Raw genomic sequence first — 22,274 nt, 5'->3', positions numbered from 1 at the left:
TTACTCGTTCAGGCTGCGAACCACGCTGAGGTCCAGCATCTTGTTCAGGTCCGGCACCTGCCGCGAGAACCCGGCTTCCTGGTTCAGCTGGGCGTACTCGGCCAGGGTGGTCTGGTTGATGTCCCAGGTCACCTGGGTGCGGCCCAGCGCTTTTTTCAGGTCGGCGTCGCTGGGGCGCTTGCCGGTCATGGCTTCTACCTGCCGGGCCACAGCGGCGCGGGCCTCGTCCGGCTGGTCTTTCACAAAGGCCACCGCCTGACGGTGCGCTTTCAGCAGTGCCTGGAGGGTGCCGGGGTACTTCTCGGCGTAGTCGCTGTTCACGACCAGGACGGTGGTGGTGTAGTCACCATTCGCCCAGATGCCTTTTTCGTCTACTAGCAGCCGGGCGCCCTGGTCTTCCAGCACGGTGCCCCAGGGTTCCTGCACCAGTGCGGCCTCGACCTGCCTGCCGGCAAAGGCAGCCGGCATATCGGCCGGGTTGATCGGCACCACGGTCACGTCGCCGCCCTCATCGGTGGTTTTCAGGCCGTTTTCATGCAGCAGGTGCCGCAGGCTGATGTCCTGGGTGGACCCCCGGGTAGGCACCGCCACTTTCAGCCCGGCCAGGTCCTTGACCGATTGCGCCTTGCTGCCCGACTGCGCCACCAGCACTGCGCCCGCATTGGCCGCGCCGGCATAGACTTTCAGCGGAATGCCCTGCATAAAAGCGTTCATGGCCGGGCCGGGGCCCACATACGCCGCGTCCAGCGCACCGGCCGCAAACGCCTCGTTGATCTGTGAACCGTTGGCAAAATGACTGACCGCCAGGGTGGTGCTGCCCAGGTTCTTCTTGAACAGGTCTTTGTCCACGCCCACCAGGCCGGCCGCGTGGGTTACGTTGGGAAACAGCCCCAGCCGCAGTTCCGGCGCGGTGGCGCCGCCGGTTGCTGCACTGGCCGCACTATTACTGGCAGCACTGTTATTAGCACTGCCACTGGTTGTCTCGGTGCTGGTCGTGCTGACCGCACTGGTAGTCACCGTCTCTGCCTGAGACGTGGCCGCAGTTCCCGAGGACGCCGACCCGTTGCCATTCTGGGACGAGCAGGCTGCCAGCAGCGCGGTGAGCAGCAGCCCCAGCGGGGCACGGAAACGGGAGATGGCGGTGGTCGTCATAGGGGAACCTCCTGCAAGGGGGCTGAAAAAAGGGGGAGACAGGCACAGGGGCCTGCTTTCGCTGCGCCGTCACTGTAAAGTTTCCCGGCGATGGGGTATGGTTTAGCACTATATCTGCTATCGAATCAAGCCATATCACCGTTTTCTCCCCTTTGCCTGGATGTGTTCATGACAGAAACTGTGCCTTCTTCCGCCTCCCGCACCCCTGGCCGCTGGACCGCTCTGGCCTGGCAACTGGGCGGCCTGCTGTTGCTGCTGACCGTCTGGTGGCTAGTGACCGATGTGCTGAAACTGTACCCGCCCTATGTATTTCCTAGCCCCGGTGCCGTCTGGGACGAGATCAGTTACGGTCTGTGGGGCACAGGTCCCCAGGACGGCAAACTGCTGATCTCGGTGCTGAGCAGCCTGCGCCGGGTGCTATCCGGCTATCTTCTGGCCCTGCTGACTGGTGGCCTGCTGGGAATCCTGATGGGCATTTGGGTGCCGCTGCGGGCCACCCTGGGCGCCTACCTGACCGGCCTGCAGAGCGTGCCCAGCATTGCCTTCGTCCCTTTCGCCATTCTGTTTTTTGGGCTGAACGAGCGGGCGGTGCTGGCTGTGGTGGTGCTGGAAGCCCTGATTCCGGTGGCGCTGGCTGTCTCGGGGGCGCTGCTGAATGTGCCGCCGGCGCTGCGGGCGGCGGGCCGTACCCTGGGGGCCAGCGGGCCGGCGCTGACGCTGCGGGTACTGCTGCCAGCGGCGTTACCCAGCATTCTGGGTGGCCTTCGTACTGCCTGGAGTTTCGCCTGGCGCGCCCTGATCGGCGGTGAACTTCTGATTGCGGGCGCCGGCAGCCTGGGCCAGCAACTGGAAGTGGGCCGCAACACCGCCAACGTGGCGCTGGTGCTGGCGACCATCTTGATTATCGGGCTGATCGGTGGGGCTTTCGATGCCCTGCTGCGACAGGTCGAGGGCCGGGTGCGGCGAGACTATGGCCTGGAGGCCAGCGCATGACCCGCCCTGTGACTGCGCCAGCCCCCGGAACCGGCGCCGAGCTGAGCCTGCGGGGCGTGAGTTACCACTACCGCACCCGGCGCGGGCAGAAGGGCGCGGCTCCGCAGGCCGGCGTGGGCCCACTGGACCTGCAGGTGGCTCCGGGCGAGTTTCTGTGTGTGGTGGGGCCTTCCGGCAGTGGCAAAAGCACCTTGCTGGGGCTGCTGGCCGGCTTCCTGGCCCCGCAAACCGGCGAAATTCGCTTGGACAGCGCCCCGGTGTGGGGGCCCCACCCCCGCCTGACGCTGGTGCAGCAGGAGCCGGCGCTGTTTCCCTGGCTGACGGTGGCCGGCAATGTCCGCTTCGGGCTGCAGGGGCTACCGCGCACGGAGCAGGAGCGCCGCGTGCAGGACAGCTTGGCGCTGGTGGGCCTGCCGGACCTGGGAGAACGCCGGGTACACGAGTTGAGCGGCGGGCAACGTCAGCGGGTTAGCCTGGCGCGTGCACTGGCGGTCCGGCCAGGGGTGCTGCTGCTGGACGAGCCGTTCAGCGCGCTGGACCCGGCCACCCGCGAGCGGCTGAGCAGCGAACTGCTGGACATCTGGCGCCAGCAGGGCGTGACGGTGGTTTTCGTAACCCACCAGCTGGAAGAAGCCCTCACGTTGGGTCAGCGGGTGCTGGCGCTGCGTGAAGGCCAGGCCGTGCTGGATCAGGCTACCCAGGCAGTTTCACTAGGAGACTTGGAAGCGGCTCTGCACTAGAAACGTCTGGGCCCGGAATGTTTAGGCTGCCAGTTTCCCCGCCGCCTTGGTTGCTAAGCTGCTCTCAGCCGGCCACCTGCGGCAGCAGGCCCAGCTGAGAGAGGAAGGGCACCAACAGCAGCACCGCCCCGATCAGCAGGATCGCCCAGAGGACACCCTGGCCGCCCGGCAGCCGGATCTCCTGACCCTGGCTGCGGGCCCGGCGCACCAGCAGCACCGGCAGCAGGATGCTGTAAATCACCGCCATCAGGCCGCTGTAGGCCAGCAGCACCACAAAAGCCTTGGGGGCCAGCAGCGCCACCAGGATAGGCGGCACCAGCGTCAGCAGGATGATCGGCCAGCCGCGCCGGTCGCCGGTCAGCGAAATGCCCGGAAAGCTGTCGCGCAGACTGTCGGTCAGCGAGAGACCAATTCCCAGAAACGAGGTGGTCAGCGACAGGCCCGAGAACAGGTCCATTCCGGTGCCCAGAAAGCGGTTGCCGGTCAGCTGGGTAACCAGGGCGCTCAGCTGCTCCAACGACGTGACCTTGCTCAGCTGGTCCTGCGGAATCAGGCCGTGAATCGCCATTTGCCACAGCAGATAGGCGACCAGAGGAATAGCGGTGCCCCACAGCACGGCGCGGCGCAGCTCGGTGGGGTCATTGTCCAGGTACTCGGCGATGGACGGCAACACCACGTGGAAACTGTAGGCGGTCACGAACACCGGCAGGATGGACAGGGCCAGCCCCAGTTCCTGCGGAGGGGCCGTCAGGTTGGCCGGGGCGATGCGCGGCAGCATCAGGGCCAGCAGGCCGGCAAATACCAGCAGCTGCACCGGAAAAAGGCCCCGGTTGACTTGATCCACCGACCGCACCCCGCGCTTGATGACCCACCCGAACAGCGCCGTATACAGCAGGGCGCTGGGCACATACCCCAGGCCCAGCAACCGCGAGACCAGGGTGCCGCCCTGGCTGGCATAGGCGGCCATCAAGCCGTACATGTACAGCAAAATGGCGAGCGTGACGATCAGGCGGGCCAGCTTGCCGTAAGCCTGCCCTGCCAGCGTCGAAAAGCCTTCTTCGGGGGTGTGATAACGGTAGATTTCCAGGAACATCAGGGCCGTGAAGTACGAGAGCGCCCACACGGCCAGCAGGCCCAGAGAGGTGAGCCAAAATCCGGCTCTGGCTGTGGCCAGTGGCATGGCCAGCATACCGGCCCCCAGCGTCGTTCCGGCGATCAGCATGACCGCACCCCAGGTTTTTCCTTGTGCCTGCGCTGCCATAACGAGTTACTGTATCAGCTCCCCGAATAATGCGGGCCAGCCGCCTGCCCGCCGGGGCATCATTCGGCCAGGTTGGGCCGCAGCCAGCGCCGGGCTTCTTCAGGGCTCCAGCCTTTGCGCGCCGCGTAGTCTTCCAGCTGATCCGCGCCGATTTTGCCCACCCCGAAATAGCCGCTTTCCGGATGTGCAAAGTACAGCCCCGACACGGCCGAGGGAGGCATCATGGCGTAGCTTTCGGTCAGCTCCAGGCCGGCCAGTTCGCGGGCGTTCAGCAGCTGGAAGAGGGTGCCTTTCTCGGTGTGGTCGGGGCAGGCCGGGTAGCCGGGCGCCGGACGAATGCCCTGGTAGCGCTCGCGGATCAGGTCGTCGCTGCTCAGCTGTTCCTGTGGGGCATATCCCCACAGCTCGCGGCGCACCTGCTGGTGCAGGGCCTCGGCGAAGGCTTCGGCCAGCCGGTCGGCCAGCAGGCCGGTCATGATGGCGGCGTAGTCGTCCTGGCGGGCCTTGTGGGCTGCAATCACTTCCTCGGCGCCGTGAATGCCCACCGCAAAGCCGCCCACAAAATCACCCTCCGGCGCCACGAAATCGGCCAGAGCGCGGTTGGGACGGTTCTCGCGCTGCTGGGTCTGTTGCCGCAGGGTGTGCAGGGTGGCGGTCTGGTGTTGGCGCTCCTCGTCACTGAACAGTTGCAAGTCGTCGCCCTGCCGCTCGGCCGGCCAGAAGCCCACAGTGCCCCGGGCTTCCAGCTGCCCGCCTTCAATCAGGTCTTTCAGGGTCTGCTGGGCGTCAGCATAGAGGCTGCGGGCCTGTTCACCCACCACCGCATCCTCCAGAATCTGCGGAAACCTCCCGGCCAGCTCCCAGCCGATAAAAAAGGGTGTCCAGTCGATGAAAGGCACCAGAGCTTTCAAGTTGAAAGTTACCGGCCGTGCTCCCAGAAAACTGGGCTGCACCGGCGCGTAGCTGAGCCGCGGCGCATTGGCACGCGCCTGGGCCAGCGGCAGCAACTGGCGGCGCTCGCCGCGCTGCGCGAACTGCTCACGGGCCCTAGCATACTGCTCGGCCACTTCCTCGGCCAGCGCGGGCCGCTCCTTGGCGCTAATGGCCCGTGCAGTCACGCCCACGCTGCGGCTGGCATCCAGCACATGCACGGTCAGGCCCTGGTACTGCGGGGCAATTTTGACGGCGGTATGCACCCGGCTGGTGGTGGCCCCGCCGATCAAGAGCGGCAGGCCGCCACTGCGGGCGCCCAGGCCGCGGCGCTGCATCTCCTCGGCCACACCCACCATTTCGTCCAAACTGGGTGTGATCAGACCCGACAGCCCGATAATGTCGGCGTTCAGCCGCTCGGCCTCATCCAGAATGCGCTCGGCCGGCACCATCACGCCCAGGTCGTGAACCTCGAAACCGTTGCAGGCCAGCACTACGCCCACGATATTCTTGCCGATGTCATGAACGTCGCCCTTGACGGTCGCCAGCACCACCCGCCCGGCACTCTGGCGCTGGCCCTGCCCTTCCTGCAGGTAGGGTTCCAGGTATGCCACTGCCTGTTTCATCACCCGGGCGGACTTGACCACCTGCGGCAGAAACATCTTGCCGCTGCCGAACAGGTCGCCCACCACGTTCATGCCGTCCATCAGGGGGCCTTCAATCACCTTCAGGGGGTCGCCCAGTTCGGTGCGGGCCGCTTCGGCGTCCTCCACGATAAATTCAGTGATGCCGCGCACCAGGGCATGTTCCAGCCGCTGCGATACTGGCTGCTCGCGCCAGGCCAGGTCGCGCTCCTTTTTGGCTGCGCTGCCGGAGACCGTCTCACTGTATTCCAGCAGCCGCTCGGTGGCGTCGGGGCGGCGGGCCAGCAGGACGTCTTCCACCCGTTCCAGCAGCGCTGGCTCAATTTCGCTGTACACCTCCAGGGTGCTGGGGTTGACGATGCCCATGTCCATCCCCGCCTGCCGGGCGTGATACAAAAACGCTGCGTTCATCGCCTCACGCACGGCCGAATTGCCCCGGAACGAGAATGACACGTTGCTTACGCCGCCGCTGACCAGGGCGCCGGGCAGGTTGGCCTTGATCCAGCGGGTCGCCTCGAAGAAATCCAGCGCGTAGCGGTCGTGCTCGGGGATGCCGGTACCTACCGGAAAAATATTGGGGTCAAAGATAATGTCCTGCGGCGGGAAACTGTGGGCCGTCAGCAGGTCGTAGGCCCGCTGGCAGATGGCGGTGCGCCGCTCCAGGGTATCGGCCTGCCCCTGCTCGTCGAAGGCCATCACCACAGCCGCCGCGCCGTAGCGCCGCAGCACCGCCGCCTGCCGCAGAAATTCTTCCTCGCCGCCTTTTAGCGAGATGGAATTGACCACCGCCTTGCCCTGCACCCGCTTGAGCCCCGCTTCAATCACGCTGAAGCGGCTGGAATCCAGCATCACCGGCACCCGGGCAATGTCTGGCTCGGCCGCGATCAGGTTCAGGAATTCCACCATCGCCTCTTCGGAATCCAGCATGGCCTCGTCCATGTTGATGTCGATGATCTGGGCGCCGCCTTCCACCTGTTCGCGGGCCACGTCCAGCGCCTCATCGAAGCAGCGGTTCCGAATCAGCCGCAGGAAGCGGCGCGACCCGGTCACGTTGGTCCGCTCGCCCACGTTCAGAAAGTTGGAATCGGGGCGCAGGGTGAGCAGTTCCAGCCCGGCGTAGGTGGGGAGAGCCGCCGGCGCCGGGGGCACCCGGGGGCTGTACTCCTGCGCTGCCTCGGCAAAAGCATGGATGTGATCCGGGGTGGTGCCGCAGCAGCCGCCCACGATGTTGACCCAGCCCTGCGCCAGCCACTCGCGCATCACGTCCAGCATGGTCCCGGGGGTTTCGTCGTAGCCGCCCAGCGCGTTGGGCAGGCCGGCGTTCGGGTAGGCGCTGGTAAAAAAAGGCGTGCTGTGGGCAAGTTCCTGCACGTGCCGGCGCAGCTCGGCCGGGCCCAGGGCGCAGTTGAGGCCCACCGACAGCAGCGGCAGGTGCGAGATGGACGCCAGGAAAGCCCCCAGCGTCTGCCCCGACAGCGTCCGCCCCGAGGCGTCGGTGATAGTGCCGGACACCATCAGTGGCACCTGCCGGCCCACGGCGGCAAACACCTGTTCAGCAGCGAACAGGGCTGCTTTGGCGTTCAGCGTGTCGAACACCGTTTCGATCAACAGGGTATCTACCCCACCGTCCAGCAGGCCGCGTATCTGCTCGCTATAGCTGCCTACCAGTTCATCGAAAGTCACCGCCCGGAAGCCGGGCCGGTTCACGTCCGGCGACATGGAGGCGGTGCGGTTGGTCGGCCCGATGGCTCCGGCCACCCAGCGCGGCTTTTCCGGGGTGCTGTAGCGGTCGGCGGCGCGGCGGGCCAGCTGCGCGCCCTGCACGTTCAGCTCGTAGATCAGGTCGTCCACGCCGTATTCCGCCAGCCCCAGACGCGAACTGGAAAAAGTATTCGTCTCGGCGATGTCGGCGCCCGCCTCGTAATAGGCGGCGTGAATGTCCTCGATAATCTGTGGCTGGGTCAGGGTCAGCAGGTCATTGGCGCCCTGCAGCGGACGGGGGTGGTTCTTCAACCGCTCGCCCCGGAACTCGGCTTCGCTCAGGTGGTGACGCTGAATCATGGTGCCCATCGCCCCGTCCAGCACCAGAATGCGCTGTTGCAGCGCGCGGTAAATCGGATGCTGGGCCAGGCTGGCCTGTGGAGCGAGGGGTGGCTGGACGGCGGAAAAAGTATGGGTCATGGCGGGAAATCCTGTTCAGCGGGAAAAGTTTGGGAGGGGGGAGCGCCCTCGGGCGGGGCGGGGGAGGGGGCGCGGGGTAGACACAGGGGCAGGCCGGAGCGCCTGGCTTAAGGGCAAGCGGCGCTCTGACTGTGGTTGCTGGAGCCGCCCGGCAGGGGCGTAGAGCTGGAATTGCCTGCACCCGACAGGTCAGGGCCGCTGCCGCTCGCCGGGGGAAAGACAGCCCCCAGAAAGTCGCGCAGGCTGGTGCGAATCGGCATGAAGTACAGGTGGCTGCTGGTGCTCTGCGCGTGCTGCACGGCTTCGCGGGCAAAAGCAGTGCACCAGTCCAGGGTGGGCTCGAAAGAGCGGGGGAACACGGCCCGGTTGCGCCGGATCCAGTAGTTCTTGCTGCGCTCACTGCTCACGTTGGTGATCCCCCAGTAAATCGGCACGCCGGGCAGCATCTCCCCGAACACCTCCATCAGCCGGGTATCGAACAGCGGCTGGGTAAACAGGCTGCTGGCGCCGGCCTCAATCTTGCGCAGGGCATAGGTCTGCTCGTCCTGCAAGCTCTGGCGGTAGGGGTCCAGGGCGGCGTGAACGGTCAGGTCCGGCTGTGCCGCCTTGAGCGCCCGGATCAGGTCCAGGCTGGTGGTGGGGAAAACCGGGCGGTCATCCTGTGGGGGATCACCCTGCACCACCAGCACCTCGCTTACGGCCAGGCGGTTCAGCCGGTCCAGCAGCTGCGGCACACTGTCCAGCGGCGTGCGGGAAGCCCGCAGGTGCGGAATACGGCTGAAGCCCTGGGCCTGCGGCAGCTCACAGCTCTCGCAGGAGCCCAGTTCCAGATGGTCCAGGTCCGGCAGGTTGACAGCCGTAATGGCCGGCCACAGCTGGCGCAATTCGCTCAGCTCGGCGGTAATGCTCTCGCGGGTGCGCGGCACCAGTTCAACCGAGATGCGGGGGGAAAAGTTGTTTCGGGTCATTCGGTCAGTCTCCTCGTGTCGGTGGGCACGAGGAAAGGCGGGTGGTCATGCGCGGTTCCCGGTGGGGCCCTGGTCTGCCGGGCAGTGGGCACCGGGGGTGCTGTCCGTACTCACAGCCTACTATAGGTGCTGACAGGGGCCGGGCGTCAAGGGCGGCCAGGTCGTCAGGCGCGGGGAGTCGAAAAGATGGCATTTGTTCCTGACGATGTACCTGAGCTAACGGTTTGACAAGTCCTGACCCCCCTGCTAGGGTTGCACTCAGCTCCCGCATGTTCAGGAGCCTCATTCAGAAGCGCCCGAGAGAACTGGCTCGTTGACGGCGCGGCAACCAGGGCCTCATTTCGCCCACGGTGCTCCGGCCAGCCTGCCGCGCAGGGTTACGATGACCGGCCGCGCAGGACCGATGAGGGAAGGCTGAATTCTTAGCGGATGTTCGTACTCGCGTTATCCCGCGGCCCCAGTCCCTCTCCGGCAGAGGGACTTTTTGCTGTTCCCTCTGGACCATGCACAGACAAGCACAGAAAAATGCTGCCCAGCGGTTTTTTCGCTCTGTTCCAGGAGAGACATACCATGACCCATTTTGAAACCCTGCAGGTCCACGCCGGCCAGCAGCCCGATTCCGCTACCGGCGCCCAGGCGGTACCGGTCTACGCCACCAATTCCTACGTGTTCGGCAGCGCCGAGCAGGCCGCCGACCTGTTCGGCCTGCGGGCCTTCGGCAATATCTACTCCCGCCTGACCAACCCCACCAACGCGGTGCTGGAAGACCGGGTCGCTGCGCTGGAAGGCGGCACCGGTGCGGTGGCCGTCTCCAGCGGGCACGCCGCGCAGTTCACCGCGCTGACCCTGCTGGCTCAGGCCGGCGACAATATCGTGTCCTCGCCTAACCTCTACGGCGGCACCTCCAACCAGTTCCGGGTCACCCTGCGGCGTCTGGGCATCGAGGTGCGCTTTACCTCCGCAGAGGACCGGCCCGAGGAGTTCGAGGCCCTGATTGATGACCGGACCCGCGCTCTGTACGTGGAAACACTGAGTAACCCTTCGCTCAACGTGCCGGATTTTGAAGGGCTGGCGGCGGTGGCCCGCCGGCACGGGGTAGCCCTGGTGGTGGACAACACCTTCGGGGCCGGCGGGTACTACTGCCAACCGCTGCTGCACGGCGCCAACGTGCTGGTCGAGTCGCTCAGCAAGTGGATTGGCGGTCACGGCAACGGCATCGGCGGCATCATTGTGGATGGCGGCAATTTCGACTGGGGCAACGGCCGCTACCCGCTGTTCAGCGAGGGCAGCCCCAGCTACCACGATCTGAACTTCTGGGAAACTTTCGGGGAGGGCAATCCGCTGGGCCTGCCGAATGTGGCGTTCGCCATCCGCGCCCGCACCGAAGGCCTGCGCGACCTGGGAGCCACTTTGGCGCCGCAGCAAGCTTGGCAGTTTATTCAGGGTGTCCAGACCCTTTCGCTGCGGGCCGAACGGCAGGCGCAGAATGCCCAGGCGCTGGCCGAATGGCTGCTTGAGCAGGCCGGCGTGGCCCGAGTGACCTATCCGGGGCTGACAGACCACCCCAGCCATGAGCGGGCGCAGCGTTACCTGCCGCGCGGCTTTGGCGGTGTTCTCACCTTCGAGCTGACTGGTGGGCTGGAAGCCGGCCGCGCCCTGATCGAAGGGTTGCAGCTGGCCGAGCACGTGGCCAACGTGGGTGACAACCGCACCCTGGCCATTCACCCGGCCAGCACCACCCACTCTCAGCTCAGCGAGGAGCAGCTGCAGGCCGGCGGCATCACGCCGGGGCTGGTGCGGGTCTCGCTGGGCATCGAACATATCGCCGATATTCAGGCCGATTTTGCCCAGGCGCTGCAGGCCCTCCGCTAGCAGACAAGGACCGTGCATAGTTCTGGGATACTGGCGGCAGAAAGGAGCGTCCCTTGACCGTGACTGACTCTCCCAGCTTCGACTACGACTACTCCGAATCTCCGATGGCTCAAGCTTCGGCAGTGCGTTCGCAAGTCTCTTTTGCCCACGTCAAGCTGTTCCGCGAGCAGCCTCTGCTGCTGGACTGCGGAATGGCAGTCCATGACATCCAGGTGAACTACCACACCTACGGCCGGCCGGCCGAGGAAGCAGTGCTGGTGCTGCATGCCCTGACCGGCGACAGTGCGGTGCACGCCTGGTGGCCCGATTTCCTGGGAGTGGGCCGCCCGCTGGACCCCAGCCGGGAATTTATCGTGTGCGGCAACGTGTTGGGCGGCTGCAACGGTTCTAGCGGTCCTGAAGACCTGCCGGAAGGGGCCACGCTGACCCTGCGCGATATAGCCCGCGCCGGCCGCGCCCTGATGGAGCATCTGGGCGTGCAGCGGGTGAAGGTGGTGGGGTGCAGCATGGGGGGCATGCTGGCCTACGCCTGGCTGCTGGAAAACCCCGACATGGTGGACCGCGCCGTGATCGTGGCGGCGCCGGCGCAGCATTCGCCCTGGGCCGTGGGCCTGAATACGGCGGCCCGCAGCGCCATTGCCCTAGGGCCGGGTGGCGAAGGCCTCAAAGTGGCCCGGCAGATTGCCATGCTGAGTTACCGCACGCCCGAAAGTCTGGCGCAGCGGCAGCCGCACCGTGCCAATGGCGAGCAGCCGGTGGTGGCCTACTTGCAGCACCACGGCGAGAAGCTGGCCGCCCGTTTCTCAGAAGCCAGCTACCTGGCGATTACCCGTGCTATGGACGCTTTTCAGCCCACTGCCCGCGAATTGCGTGCCATCAAGGTGCCGGTACTGGCGGTGGGGATTTCCAGCGACCTGCTCTATACCGCCCGTGAGGTGCGCGACTCGGTGACTGCCCTGCCGCAGGGAGAATACTGGGAGCTGCACAGCCCCCACGGCCATGACGCTTTTCTGATTGATCCAGGCCACCTGCCCGAAATAGTCCGTGAGTTTCTGAATCAACCGGCCTGAAGGACCATAGACCGGACGGCCATAAAAAATGCACCTGACCTCTAGGGCCGGTGCACTTTCTATGGCTGGTTTCAGGAAAGAGGCTCTCATGCCTCTAGGCTGAATCAATTCAAATTGCCTTACTGAGCGGTGGTGCCCGACGGGCGGGCGGTGGGGCCCACATACTCGCCGTTTTTGAAGTTCACACCGCTTTGCACCACGTTCAGGGTAATGGTGCTTTCGGGCGCGGTGGCGCCTTCGGGGGTCACTTCATAGGTGATTTCGCCCACTTCGTCTTCAGGGCCGCCCGGTTCGCTCAGGTAGCTCCAGGAGCAGTTGGTGCCGTTCTTGACGTTGGTTTTGCCGATTCCTTCCTTGCCGCGCAGCACCCGCACAGTGTAGTTCTTGGCGCTGCCGGTGCCGCCGAAACGGAAGGGTGCGCTTACGGTGTCGCCGTTATCCAGGCTCAGGCTCAGCACATCGTTGGCCGAGCAGTCCTTGGAGGCAACCGGCTGGCTGACCACCACCGGTAGGGTGGCGGCCTGGTTGCCGTCTTCGTTCACAACCACGTACTTGCGGTTGCCGGGTTCGGGAGCGGTCACGTCGGCGCTCCAGGCCCCGTTCTCGTCGGCGAAGAAAGTGCCCACGTTCACGCCATCCTCGAACAGGCGGTAGCTGGCATTGGGCTGGCCCTTCCCGGCGATGGTAAAGGACTCGGCCGGTACGTTGGCGCCGCTGGCCGGCTCAGTGATGGTGACCGGCACGGCAGCTTCGGTAGCGGTTCCACCGCTGGCCGTGCCCGAAGCACTGCTGGTGGCCGGGGCGGCCGCCGTGGCAGTTTCAGAAGTCGTGGAAGTGGTGCTGGTTGTGGCGCCACTGGCCGTGCCCACCCCCTGAACTTTAAAGGTGCTGGCTGCATTGCTGGGCGTTCCGGTGACGGTATAGACATTCTCGCCAGCCATCGGGGCGGGCATATCCACTTCCCACTTGCCGTCGCCGTCGGCAGTTTCGGTTGCCAGGATTTCACCGTTCTGATTGGTGATGGTCAGGACCTCGTCGGCAGGCGCCGTGCCGTTCAGCACGAAAGGCTCCAGCGGCAGCTCGGCGCCGTCCTTCACGCTGCCCACCACAATGCCCTCGTTGCTGTTGCTCGCCGTGGCAGCGCTGGTGGTCGTCGTGGAAGTGGTGCTTTCCGACACGGTGGTCTGCGAAGGCGTGTCGGTGGTCTTCTGGTTGTTCTGGTAGAGATACCAGGCCAGGCCGGCCAGCAGCAGCAACGGCAGCAGCCACAGCGGATTGCAGCCGCTGCGGTCCTGTGGAGCTGGGGCGGCCGTCAGGTGGCGCTCCGGCTCGGGCTGCGGAGCGGGGGTAGGAGTCGCCGCTTTTACGGCGCTGCCTTCCTTGACTTGCGCCCCCGGCTGCGCAGTCACCGAATCGACGATTTCTCCGGTGCCGCTGCCCGGTGTGGCAGTTACGGCACTGGCAGCAGCGCCCAGACCGGCGGGCAGCATGCCGCTTAGAGCGCCGCGCATACCGCTCAGCTGGCTGGCCGCGTTCTGTGCGGTCACACCGCTGCGGCCCAGGAACGCCAGCAACAACGGCAGGGCCAGTTGGCTCAGGCGCGAGGCGGCGCTCTGGTTGCCGCCGGCCAACTGAGCCGCGTCGTTCATCCAGCTGGCGTTGCCGCTGAACAGCCGGGTGCTGAGGGTCTGGCCCAGGGTTTCCAGGCGGCTGATTCCTTCAGGGGTAGCCAGAGCCTGTTCGGGGTCCTGCGGCAGGTCGTTCCCGGCCCAGAGGTCGCCTAGGTTAGCCGAGGTCTGAGGACTACCGGCCAGTTCGGCCAGCTGATCCAGCTGACGGGGCAAAATGGCCCGTAGGGCCGACTGGGTCTGAGCAGGGGTCAAGCCGACGGCGCTGGACAGCAATTCCAGCACCCGATTAGAAAAAAACTGACTGAATTGATCTTGTAGATTCATGGGAACTCCTTAGAGTCAACTTAGGGGCCAATTTCCAGAGGCTCGTGAATTGCAGCTTTAGAAACTATCCATTCTAAACGTCAGGTAAATGCGGCTATGACGGTAAATCTCTGCTGGCTCCCCTTCTGACACCCCTTAGAGCAGGCACAAAGGTAAGCATTTCTGCTTTTGTCTGGCGTCCGACCGCCAAAAATCAAAATTTATGTTCTGCTGAAAACATGGATGCTGGCTCTGAAGAAAGGGCAGTGGCCCTCGGGCTGATCCTTTCTTCTCACCGGTGTCTTTTACAGTAAGTCAGAGTTGGGAAGCCAGGAGGGCAAGCATGAAACAGCATTTTCTACACATTCGGCGTCTGTGGAACGCTGTTTTCCGGCGGGGCCACAGGCGGCCAGCCGCGCTGCTAGGGCTGGGCCTGATCGCTCTGGCAGCTGCCATGCCGGCGGCGGCGCAGTCGTTGCCACCAGCCAGAGAGATTCAGACGCTCGATCACCCGCGGGCACCCATTTTTGTGGCTTATCCGGACAATGGTCACCGGGTCTCGGCTGATCATGTGTTGCTGGAAGGCAGTGTGCTGCCCGGGGCCACGCTGCAGCTGAACGGGCAGCCCATCACGCTGGGGCCTGATGGCCTGTTTATCGAATGGGTGCCGCTGCAGCCGGGGACGAATCTGCTGCGGCTGACCAGCCACCGGGGCGGCCAGACCTGGACAGGTACCCTGCAGGTTATCCGCCAGATGCCAGCGGCCCGTCCGGAATTGCCTTACCACCCGCTGCCGTCGCCGCGCCAGGCCGAGGTCCAAGCTTCTGAGGCAGGTGTGGGACTGAATACCGTGCAGGCCGCTTGGGAAAATGATGCGGGTCAAGCGGCACTGTATGGCCGCTCTGGACAGCGGGTGGCGGTGGTCGGTACTCGCGGCGACCTCAGCCGGGTCCAACTGGCCGATGGACAGCTGCTGTGGGCCAGCAGCAACACTCTGAGGCTACTCCCGCCCGGCACTCTGCCGCAGACAGCGGTGGTGGGTGCGCCGCACTGGACCGCTGCCGGGCCGGGCGAGTGGCAGGAAGTGAGCTGGCTGGTGTCGGCCCGGACGCCTTTTCAGCTGTCCGAGACGGCAGATGGTGGCCTGCGCTTGAGCCTGATAGGAGCGCAGCGGGTGGGGGAGTGGCCAGCCGGCCAGCAGCCCTCATTACAAGCGGCGCAGCAGGGCGCGGCTCTCACTCTGGACCTGGCTTTGCCCCGGCCGCTGCACGGCTATCAGGCTTTTTACCGTTCGGCAGCTGGTCAGCCTGGCGGTGACTTCCTGGTACTGCGCTACCGGCTGGCGCCCCTGCCCGGCCCGCTGACCGGCCGACGAATCGTGCTGGACGCCGGGCACGGTGGCAGCGAGTTGGGCGGCGCCGGCGCGCTGCGGGTGCCGGAAAAGGACCTGACCCTGCCCATCACGCTGCGGGCCGCTGAGCTGCTGCGGCAGCGCGGGGCCACAGTCGTCCTGACCCGTGGGGACGACCGGACCGTTCCGCTTTATCAGCGCCCTTTACTGGCCGAGCAGCAGAATGCCGACGTGCTGGTCAGCATTCATGCCAACGCTATTCCCGATGGCCGGGACCCCCGCTCGGTGCGCGGCATCGGCAGTTATTTCAGCCATCCGCAGGCCCGTCCGCTGGCCGCTGCGCTGCAGGCGGCGCTGGTGTCGGCGTTGCCTGAGGCTGGCGACGACGGCCTACATCCCGGCGCCGATCTGGCGCTGACCCGGCCCACCTCGCAGCCCAGCGTGCTGCTGGAACTGGGCTACCTGACCGATCCCCAGAACCTGCAGCTGCTGATGAGTTCGGCTGGCCAGGAAGCCTACGCTCAGGCAGTGGCGGCTGGGCTGACTGGGTACTTTGCGCACTTACCTTAGTAGGGGCGGGGGCTTTGTCCCTGAGTGCGAGACAACCCCCGTTCGGCGCTGCTGCCGGCGTTAGACTGAGCACCATGGATTCTTATGACGTGTTGGTGATTGGTGGCGGCCCGGCCGGTTACGTGGCCGCCATTCGTGCGGCGCAGCTGGGCTTCAAGGTGGCCTGCGTGGACGCTTTCGAGCGTGACGGCAAGGCGTCTCTGGGCGGTACCTGCCTGAACGTGGGCTGCATTCCCAGCAAAGCGATGCTGGATTCCTCCGAAAAGTTCGAGATGATCCAGACCGAAGCGGCCGATCACGGTATTCAGGTGCAGGGCGCCTCGGTGGATGTTTCCAAGATGCTGTCGCGCAAGACCGGCGTGGTGGACAAGCTGACCGGCGGCATCGCGTTCCTGTTCAAGAAGAACAAGGTCCAGTCGTTCCACGGCTACGGCCGCCTGGTGCGCCAGGACGAAGCCGGCTGGGTGGTGGACGCCGCTGGCACCGAAGTGGTGGCCCGTCACGTGATCGTGGCGACCGGCTCCAACCCCCGCGAACTGCCTATCGCGCCTTTTGGCGGCAACGTGGTGGAAAACAGTGGCGCGCTGAGCTTTGACGCCGTGCCCGGCAAGCTGGGTGTGATCGGCGCCGGTGTGATCGGTCTGGAACTGGGCAGCGTGTGGCGCCGCCTGGGCGCCGAAGTGACCATTCTGGAAGCCCTGCCTGGCTTCCTGATGGCGGCCGACGACGCTGTGAGCAAGGAAGCCCTCAAGCAGTTCAAGAAGCAGGGCCTGGATTTCCACTTCGGCGTGAACATCACCGCCGTGCAGCAGGACGACTCGGGCGTCACCGTGACCTACAAGGAAGGCGAGCAGGAAGTCAACGCCCGCTTCGACAAGCTGATCGTGAGCATCGGCCGGGTGCCGAACACCGCCGGCCTAGGCGCCGAGAATGTGGGCCTAGAGCTGGACGAGCGCGGTTTCGTGCGGGTGGACAGCCACTACCGCACCAACCTGCCCGGCATCTACGCCATCGGTGACGTGATTGGCGGCGCCATGCTGGCCCACAAGGCCGAAGAAGAAGGCGTGGCGCTGGCCGAAATGCTGGCCGGCCAAGCCGGACACGTCTCCTACGATGCAATTCCCTGGGTGATCTACACCAGCCCCGAAATCGCCTGGGCGGGCCTGACCGAAAAGGCCGCCAAGGAAAAGGGCCTGAGCGTCAAGACCGGCCAGTTCCCCTTCAGCGCCAACGGCCGCGCACTGGGCCACGGTGACCCCCGCGGCTTCGTAAAGGTGGTGGCCGACGCCAGCACCGATAAGATTCTGGGTGTCCACATGATTGGTTCAGGCGTCTCGGAACTGATCGCGGAAGCGGTGGCCATTATGGAATTCGGCGGCAGCGCCGAGGATCTGGCCCGTACCATCCACGCCCACCCCACCCTCAGCGAAGTGGTCAAGGAAGCTGCTCTGGCCGTGGACGGCCGCGCTCTGCACATATAAGTTCTGCCTGGAACTGAGCGAGAAAGGAGGCCAGCGTTTCCCCTGGGGAGCACTGCCTCCTTTTTTTCGTGCCTGAGTTTGTCCTCTGGCTTGCACCTGCCCGCCGCCTGCTCTACTGACCGGCGTGAAAAGCAGCCGGGACTTTGGCCCAGGGCAGGGACCTGAAATAAAAACCCCCTGCCGGGTAAGGCAGGGGAGAGCCGGGCAGAAAAAGCTCAGAGGCGGCTGAGGCTGACCAGCAGTTTGTCGCCCAGGCCGCGGATGGTCAGGCGTTTGCTGCCCAGTTCCAGGTCCAGCTGTCCGGCGCCGCTTTCACCGACCCGCCCGGCCAGGAAGTCAGCAGTGCCCATATAGAAGCGGGCGAACTGGCCGATGTTGTCGGGCAGCGGGTCACCATGGCGTTCCAGGACTGTGCCGTCGCGCTCGATCAGGGCCGCACTCAGCGCACCGGGGGCCTGGGCCGCCCGCTTGACCATGGCGCTGAACACGCCGCTGTGTTGCTGGGGCCGGGCCGCTTCAGCCGGCGGGTTGACCATCGGTTCGGCCGCTGGCTCCGTGGCCTCTGGAAGATCTGTGGCTGGGGTGGCAGCCAGCGCAGGGGACACTACCGTATCTGCGGCAGAGAGGCTGGCTAGCGCTTGCTGCACCGCTGGCAGCAGTTCTTCCTGGCGGAAAGGTTTTTTCAGTACCCCGGCCGCGCCTGCGTCCTGGGCTTGCTGGCGGATATCCGAATCCACGTTGCCGCTGATAATCAGCAGCGGAATGTCGCGGTGGGCTTCGTCGGCCTTCAGGCGTTGGCACAGCTCGAAGCCGCTCATGCCCGGCATAATTACGTCCGCGATGATCAGGTCGGTGGGTTCATTGTCCAGCAGATCCAGCGCCTGCTCGGCACTGGCGGCGCTGCGGACCTGCAGGCCTTCTTTGGTCAGGGCCAGCTCCAGCGCCTTGCGGACACTGATGCTGTCGTCAATCACGAAAACATGGCTCATGGAGTCTCCTCGGAAATAGGGGCAGAAAAAATTTACAGAAGGGCGTCCCGCTCGGCGTGCCGGTGGTCCAGATCCACAGCGACTTCCATCAGCAGGCGCTCGGTGCGTTCTTCGATATTGCGGGCGTCGGGTTCGGCCAGGTCGGGCGGCAGCTCGGCGCGGCAGAACCGGAAGTGGCTCCCGGAGTCCTGCTCGGCCAGGTCCAGCAGTTCCAGCAGGGCCTGGCGACCGGAATACTCGCCGAATTCGGCATAGGCCACGTCACCGCCCTGCATCAGCAGGTAGCCTTCTTGCCCGGCGCCGGTGTCGATCAGCCAGTGACCGTCCAGCTCCATGGCCGCCACCCAGCTGAGCAGTTCGGGCAGGCCCAGGCCACCTGCGCCCGGATCACCCACGCCGCCGTGTAGATCGCCGGGGGAGTCGTCGCAGGGCAGCGCCGGCGATGGGTCAACCCCCAGGTCGCTCAGCACCTGGCGCACCAGGGCCACCGTGCCGGTTTCGGGAGGCAGGTCATAGTTGGGCGGCTCGGTGTGCTGCTCGCCGGCCTGCGCGGTCAGCAGGTACACCGGGGTATCCCGGGTGGCCGGCTCGAACCGCAGGATGTTGCGAAAATCCTCACCGCTCATGTCGCCGGCGTCCTCGGCACAGATCACGGCGTCGGCGGGGGTCCGCTCCAGTTCGGTCAGGGCCGGCAGGGCCCCGTCGCTGAGGTGAGCGTGCGCCCCGGCCGCTTCCACCAGCCGGCGAATCAGCTGGGCGCGGGCCGGGTTGGGAACCAGCACGAAGATCTGCTTCATGTTTCGCTCAGCATACTGCCCAGGCGCCGCAGCAGCAGGGCTTCATCCACCGGCTTGCTGAAGTAGTCGTTGGCACCCAGCTGGAAGGCCAGCCGCTGGTGCTTTTCACCGGCGCGGGTGGTCATCACGACCAAAGGCAGCGCAGCGGTGGCCGGCCGGGCACGCAGCGACGAGAGCAATTCGTAGCCGTTCATGCGCGGCATTTCCAGATCCGAGATGACCAGATCGAAGCGGGTGTCCAGCTGCAACAGGTCCAGGGCTTCCTGGCCATCGGCGGCGGTGACCACCTCGTAGCCACCACGCTCCAGCATGCGGCTGACCAGCCGGCGCACCGAGAGCGAGTCGTCCACCAGCAGCACCCGGGCCGCCTGCCGGGCAATCACCGGACCGCGCACTTCCGGGCGCAGCCACATGTCACGGCGGCGGGCCAGCCGGGCCACGCCGGCCGGGTCGATGATGGGCATCGCCTGGCCGCTGGCCGAGACGGCAGTGCCGGACAGGTAATCCAGCTGCGCCAGGGCGCCGCCCAGGGCACCCACGGCTGTTTCGTCAATGTCGCCGAAACTGTCGACCCGCACGGCCACGTCTCCTGCCACCGAGTTTAGTACTACCAGGCTGTAGCTGTCGCTGGGCTGGTCCACACCCCAGATACGCCGCAGATCAATGACCGGCAGGCGTTCGCCGTCCAGCAGCAGCTCGGGGCCACCCTCGCCGCTGAGCAGTTCGCCGGCGCGGCGTTCCAGCAGCACCCGCACGGTGCCTACCGCGAAAGCCACTTCCGAATCGCCCACCCGGCAGGTGAGCAGGTCGGTGATGCGCTGGTTGGTGGGAATGCGCATGGTAAAGGCGGTACCCTGGCCGGGCGCCGAGCGGATCAGCAGGTCGCCGCCCATCTGGCGCAGCGTGCTGGCCACCACGTCCATGCCCACCCCGCGCCCCGCTTCGGAGCTGACGGTCTGGGCGGTCGAAAGACCCGGCAGCAGAATCAGGCGGGCCAGATCGCTCTGGCTCATCTGCTCCAGCTCCTGCGCCGAACGCAGGCCCTTTTCCAGCGCCCGGATGCGGATGGCGTCCAGGTCCAGTCCCTGACCGTCGTCCGCGACCGTCACTTCCAAGAAGTTGCCCGCTTCGTTCACCTGCACCGTGACTTCACCCTTTTCGGGTTTGCCGGCGGCGCGGCGCACTTCGGGCGCGGCGATGCCGTGGCTGGCGGCGTTATTCAGCAGGTGCAACAGCGGTTCGGCCAGTTGCTGCAGCACGGCGGTGTCCACTTCGGTGCTTTCGCCTTCGATGCTTAGGCTTAGGCGGTCCTCGCGCTCACAGGCCCAGCGGCGCAGTCGCCCAGCAGTGCCGCTGAACGGCACCCGGCTGGTGCGGCTGAGGTCCAGGCGCAGGCGGCGCGTCAGCTTGCCGAGGTCTTCGCTTTCTTCCTGCAGGGTGCGCAGCCCGGTTTCAAAGCGCGAGCGCACTTCCGAGAAGTCGGCGGCCAGCTCGGTCATGGACCGTGCCAGGATGTTCAAGTCGTTGTAGGTGTCGAATTCCAGCTCATCGAACTGCTCGCTGAGGTCAGTGCCCTGCACAGCCGTGCGGCCGGTATCGGCCGTGCGGTCCGTGACCATGTCGGGGTTCAGGTAGCGTTCTTCGAAGTCACGCACCGTGCGGCTGAAGCGGGCCTGCGACTGGTCGAGGGCACTTTGCAGAGCGGCGAACTGCCCCAGCGCCTGTTCCAGCCGGGCGCGCGAGACCACCAAGTCCCCCACCTGGTCCATCAGGTTTTCCAGGCGGCGGGTGTCTACCCGCACGCTGGTGCGCGCCGGCAGCAGCGCAGCGGGGCGGCTCTGCGGCGCTGCAGCGCGCGGCTCGGCCGTCCGTTCGGCGTCCAGCACGCTCTCCCAGCTGCGGCCCAGCGCCAGCAGCTGAAGGCGCTCGCCCAGCTGGGCAGCGTCAGCGGCCACCTTGCCCTGGCCGCCCTGGACCAGTTCCAGCATCCGCGCCAGCACGTCGGCGGCCTGATCGATGGTGTCCAGCACCGGGCCGTCCAGGCGCTGCGCACCGTCGCGCACGGCGCCGAACAGGTCTTCGAGGCGGTGGGCAAAGTCGCCCAGCGGTTGCAGGCCCACCATGTAGGAACTGCCCTTGATGGTGTGTGCCGAGCGGAACATCTCGTCGATGCTGATATCGTCATCGCTGCGTTCCAGCTGGGCCCGCAGCGCGTCGATATGTTCCTGCACCTCGGGCGCGAAGTAGTCCAGCACGTCACCGTTCTCACGGCCGAAAGCGGCCAGTTCAGTTTCCAGGGCGCTGGTTTCAGGTCCGGCGATGGGCCCAGCGGCCAGCGCTGCCTGCGCGGCGGCAGTCCGCTGGGCTTCGCGGGCGATCACTTCGGCCCAGTCGTGGCCTCCGGCCAGCAGTTGCAGCCGTAGGCTCAGGCGGGCGGTCGGCTCATCAAGGGCGGCGTCCGCGCCGCCGGCCACCTGCACCATCTGAGCAATCAGGTCGCTGGACAGCTCCAGGGTTTCAGAGACCGGGCCTTCCAGCTCCTGGCGCTGATCGCGCACAGCGCCCAGCAGGTCTTCCAGGCGGTGGGCAAAGTCACCCAGCGGTTGCAGCCCCACCATATAAGCGCTGCCTTTGATGGTATGTGCCGAGCGAAACAGCGCGGCAATATCCGGCTCGGCGGCGTCCAGGCCGCTTTGCAGGGTGTCCACGTGTTCCAGTACTTCCGGGGCGAAATACTCCCAGACCTCGGCGTTGTCGCGGGCAAAGTCACGCAGCTGAGTGCCCAATACATCGCTAGTAGAGGGGACGGCGGTGCCCTGAGGCTGCGCGGCTGGGTCCGTTGCTGCTTCGGCTTCCATCTCCTCGGCGGCGGGGCCGCGCAGGTGGCCCTGAGCCAGGTGAAAAGCTTCCGGCTGGGCACGCAGCAACTGAGACATTTTCTGGGGCGCCCCGCTCTGCGCGAAGCTCAGGCCCAGGTTGCCCTCCTGGCCGCTGGCCTGAGCCTCGCCGATGGCCGTGTCCAGGGCCGCCACGATGTCACAGATCACCTCGGTGTAGGTGTCCTGGAGCTCGGGCCGCAGCTGAGGTTGGGGCATCAGCAGCCGCTCGGCCACCGAGGCCAGCTGGGCCATCTGCGGAAAGCCGTACAGCCCGGCCGAGCCGCGCAGGCGGTGGGTCAGCACGCCCAGGGCTTCCATCTGCGGCGCGGCTTCCGCGTGGCTGGGGGCGGCTTTCAGATGCTGCAGCCGCTCGTTGATGCCGGCCATGGTATCGCGGACATCCTCAAAGAAAAAACGCAGCAGTTCGTTGTTGGCGGTGGTCATGAACTCCCTCTCTTGGCG

Annotated in this window: 14 protein-coding genes and 1 riboswitch; of the genes, 6 read left to right on the top strand and 8 right to left on the bottom strand. The window is 65.8% G+C overall.

Features of this window, described 5'->3' with window-relative positions; translation table 11 throughout:
* Positions 1 to 1,152, bottom strand: coding sequence for an ABC transporter substrate-binding protein (locus OCI36_RS12425; protein WP_261665398.1), 1,152 nt, complete (start codon positions 1,150 to 1,152; stop codon positions 1 to 3).
* Positions 1,153 to 1,320: 168 nt separating this feature from the next.
* On the opposite strand from OCI36_RS12425, the gene OCI36_RS12420 reads away from it, so the two are divergent.
* Both OCI36_RS12420 and OCI36_RS12415 read left to right on the top strand, forming a co-directional pair.
* The gene (locus OCI36_RS12420) at positions 1,321 to 2,145 is read left to right on the top strand and encodes an ABC transporter permease (RefSeq protein WP_261665397.1); all 825 of its coding nucleotides are present in this window, start codon (positions 1,321 to 1,323) and stop codon (positions 2,143 to 2,145) included.
* On the top strand, positions 2,142 to 2,885 hold the full coding sequence (locus OCI36_RS12415; protein WP_261665396.1) for an ABC transporter ATP-binding protein: 744 nt from the start codon (positions 2,142 to 2,144) through the stop codon (positions 2,883 to 2,885). Before OCI36_RS12420 ends, OCI36_RS12415 begins: the two co-directional genes overlap by 4 nt.
* Positions 2,886 to 2,949: 64 nt before the next feature.
* Here OCI36_RS12415 and OCI36_RS12410 read toward each other — a convergent pair whose 3' ends face one another.
* The 3 genes from OCI36_RS12410 to OCI36_RS12400 all read right to left on the bottom strand — a co-directional run bounded on the left by OCI36_RS12410 (position 2,950) and on the right by OCI36_RS12400 (position 8,869).
* On the bottom strand, positions 2,950 to 4,146 hold the full coding sequence (locus tag OCI36_RS12410; protein WP_261665395.1) for an amino acid permease: 1,197 nt from the start codon (positions 4,144 to 4,146) through the stop codon (positions 2,950 to 2,952).
* Between the two features lie 59 nt (positions 4,147 to 4,205).
* Positions 4,206 to 7,901, bottom strand: coding sequence for a methionine synthase (gene metH, locus OCI36_RS12405; protein ID WP_261665394.1), 3,696 nt, complete (start codon positions 7,899 to 7,901; stop codon positions 4,206 to 4,208).
* 107 nt (positions 7,902 to 8,008) lie between these two features.
* Positions 8,009 to 8,869 carry a methylenetetrahydrofolate reductase gene (locus OCI36_RS12400; RefSeq protein WP_261665393.1) on the bottom strand — a complete coding sequence of 287 codons (861 nt, stop codon included), beginning with the start codon at positions 8,867 to 8,869 and terminating at the stop codon, positions 8,009 to 8,011.
* Positions 8,870 to 9,148: 279 nt separating this feature from the next.
* A riboswitch (SAM riboswitch) is annotated at positions 9,149 to 9,279 on the top strand.
* A 160-nt stretch (positions 9,280 to 9,439) separates the two neighbouring features.
* Between OCI36_RS12400 and OCI36_RS12395 the strand changes: the two genes are divergently transcribed.
* Both OCI36_RS12395 and OCI36_RS12390 read left to right on the top strand, forming a co-directional pair.
* Complete coding sequence (locus OCI36_RS12395; RefSeq protein WP_261665392.1) at positions 9,440 to 10,741, top strand: O-acetylhomoserine aminocarboxypropyltransferase/cysteine synthase family protein; 1,302 nt, start codon at positions 9,440 to 9,442, stop codon at positions 10,739 to 10,741.
* A 104-nt stretch (positions 10,742 to 10,845) separates the two neighbouring features.
* Complete coding sequence (locus tag OCI36_RS12390) at positions 10,846 to 11,811, top strand: homoserine O-acetyltransferase family protein (protein WP_261665427.1); 966 nt, start codon at positions 10,846 to 10,848, stop codon at positions 11,809 to 11,811.
* Positions 11,812 to 11,930: 119 nt separating this feature from the next.
* Here OCI36_RS12390 and OCI36_RS12385 read toward each other — a convergent pair whose 3' ends face one another.
* Positions 11,931 to 13,766 carry a DUF937 domain-containing protein gene (locus OCI36_RS12385; RefSeq protein WP_261665391.1) on the bottom strand — a complete coding sequence of 612 codons (1,836 nt, stop codon included), beginning with the start codon at positions 13,764 to 13,766 and terminating at the stop codon, positions 11,931 to 11,933.
* Between the two features lie 322 nt (positions 13,767 to 14,088).
* Between OCI36_RS12385 and OCI36_RS12380 the strand changes: the two genes are divergently transcribed.
* A complete protein-coding gene (locus OCI36_RS12380) occupies positions 14,089 to 15,666 on the top strand; it encodes an N-acetylmuramoyl-L-alanine amidase (RefSeq protein ID WP_261665390.1) in 1,578 nt (525 codons plus the stop codon).
* A gap of 74 nt (positions 15,667 to 15,740) precedes the next feature.
* Positions 15,741 to 17,147, top strand: a complete 1,407-nt coding sequence (lpdA, locus tag OCI36_RS12375) for a dihydrolipoyl dehydrogenase (protein ID WP_261665389.1) — start codon at positions 15,741 to 15,743, stop codon at positions 17,145 to 17,147.
* Between the two features lie 215 nt (positions 17,148 to 17,362).
* On the opposite strand, the gene OCI36_RS12370 is transcribed toward lpdA, so the two are convergent.
* From OCI36_RS12370 to OCI36_RS12360, 3 genes are read right to left on the bottom strand one after another with little or no spacing between them, the layout of a single operon-like run.
* Entirely contained in the window at positions 17,363 to 18,136 is a 774-nt protein-coding gene (locus OCI36_RS12370; protein ID WP_261665388.1) for a response regulator, read from the bottom strand.
* Between the two features lie 32 nt (positions 18,137 to 18,168).
* Positions 18,169 to 18,933, bottom strand: coding sequence for a DUF4388 domain-containing protein (locus OCI36_RS12365; RefSeq protein ID WP_261665387.1), 765 nt, complete (start codon positions 18,931 to 18,933; stop codon positions 18,169 to 18,171).
* Positions 18,930 to 22,256 carry an Hpt domain-containing protein gene (locus OCI36_RS12360; RefSeq protein WP_261665386.1) on the bottom strand — a complete coding sequence of 1,109 codons (3,327 nt, stop codon included), beginning with the start codon at positions 22,254 to 22,256 and terminating at the stop codon, positions 18,930 to 18,932. The genes OCI36_RS12365 and OCI36_RS12360 overlap by 4 nt, the downstream gene beginning before the upstream one ends.
* Positions 22,257 to 22,274 lie beyond the last annotated feature (18 nt).

Origin of the sequence: Deinococcus sp. Marseille-Q6407, from assembly GCF_946848805.1 — a bacterium.
Lineage (GTDB): Bacteria > Deinococcota > Deinococci > Deinococcales > Deinococcaceae > Deinococcus.
Note: the sequence above shows the minus strand (reverse complement) of the source record. Positions and strands in the feature narration are given on the sequence as shown.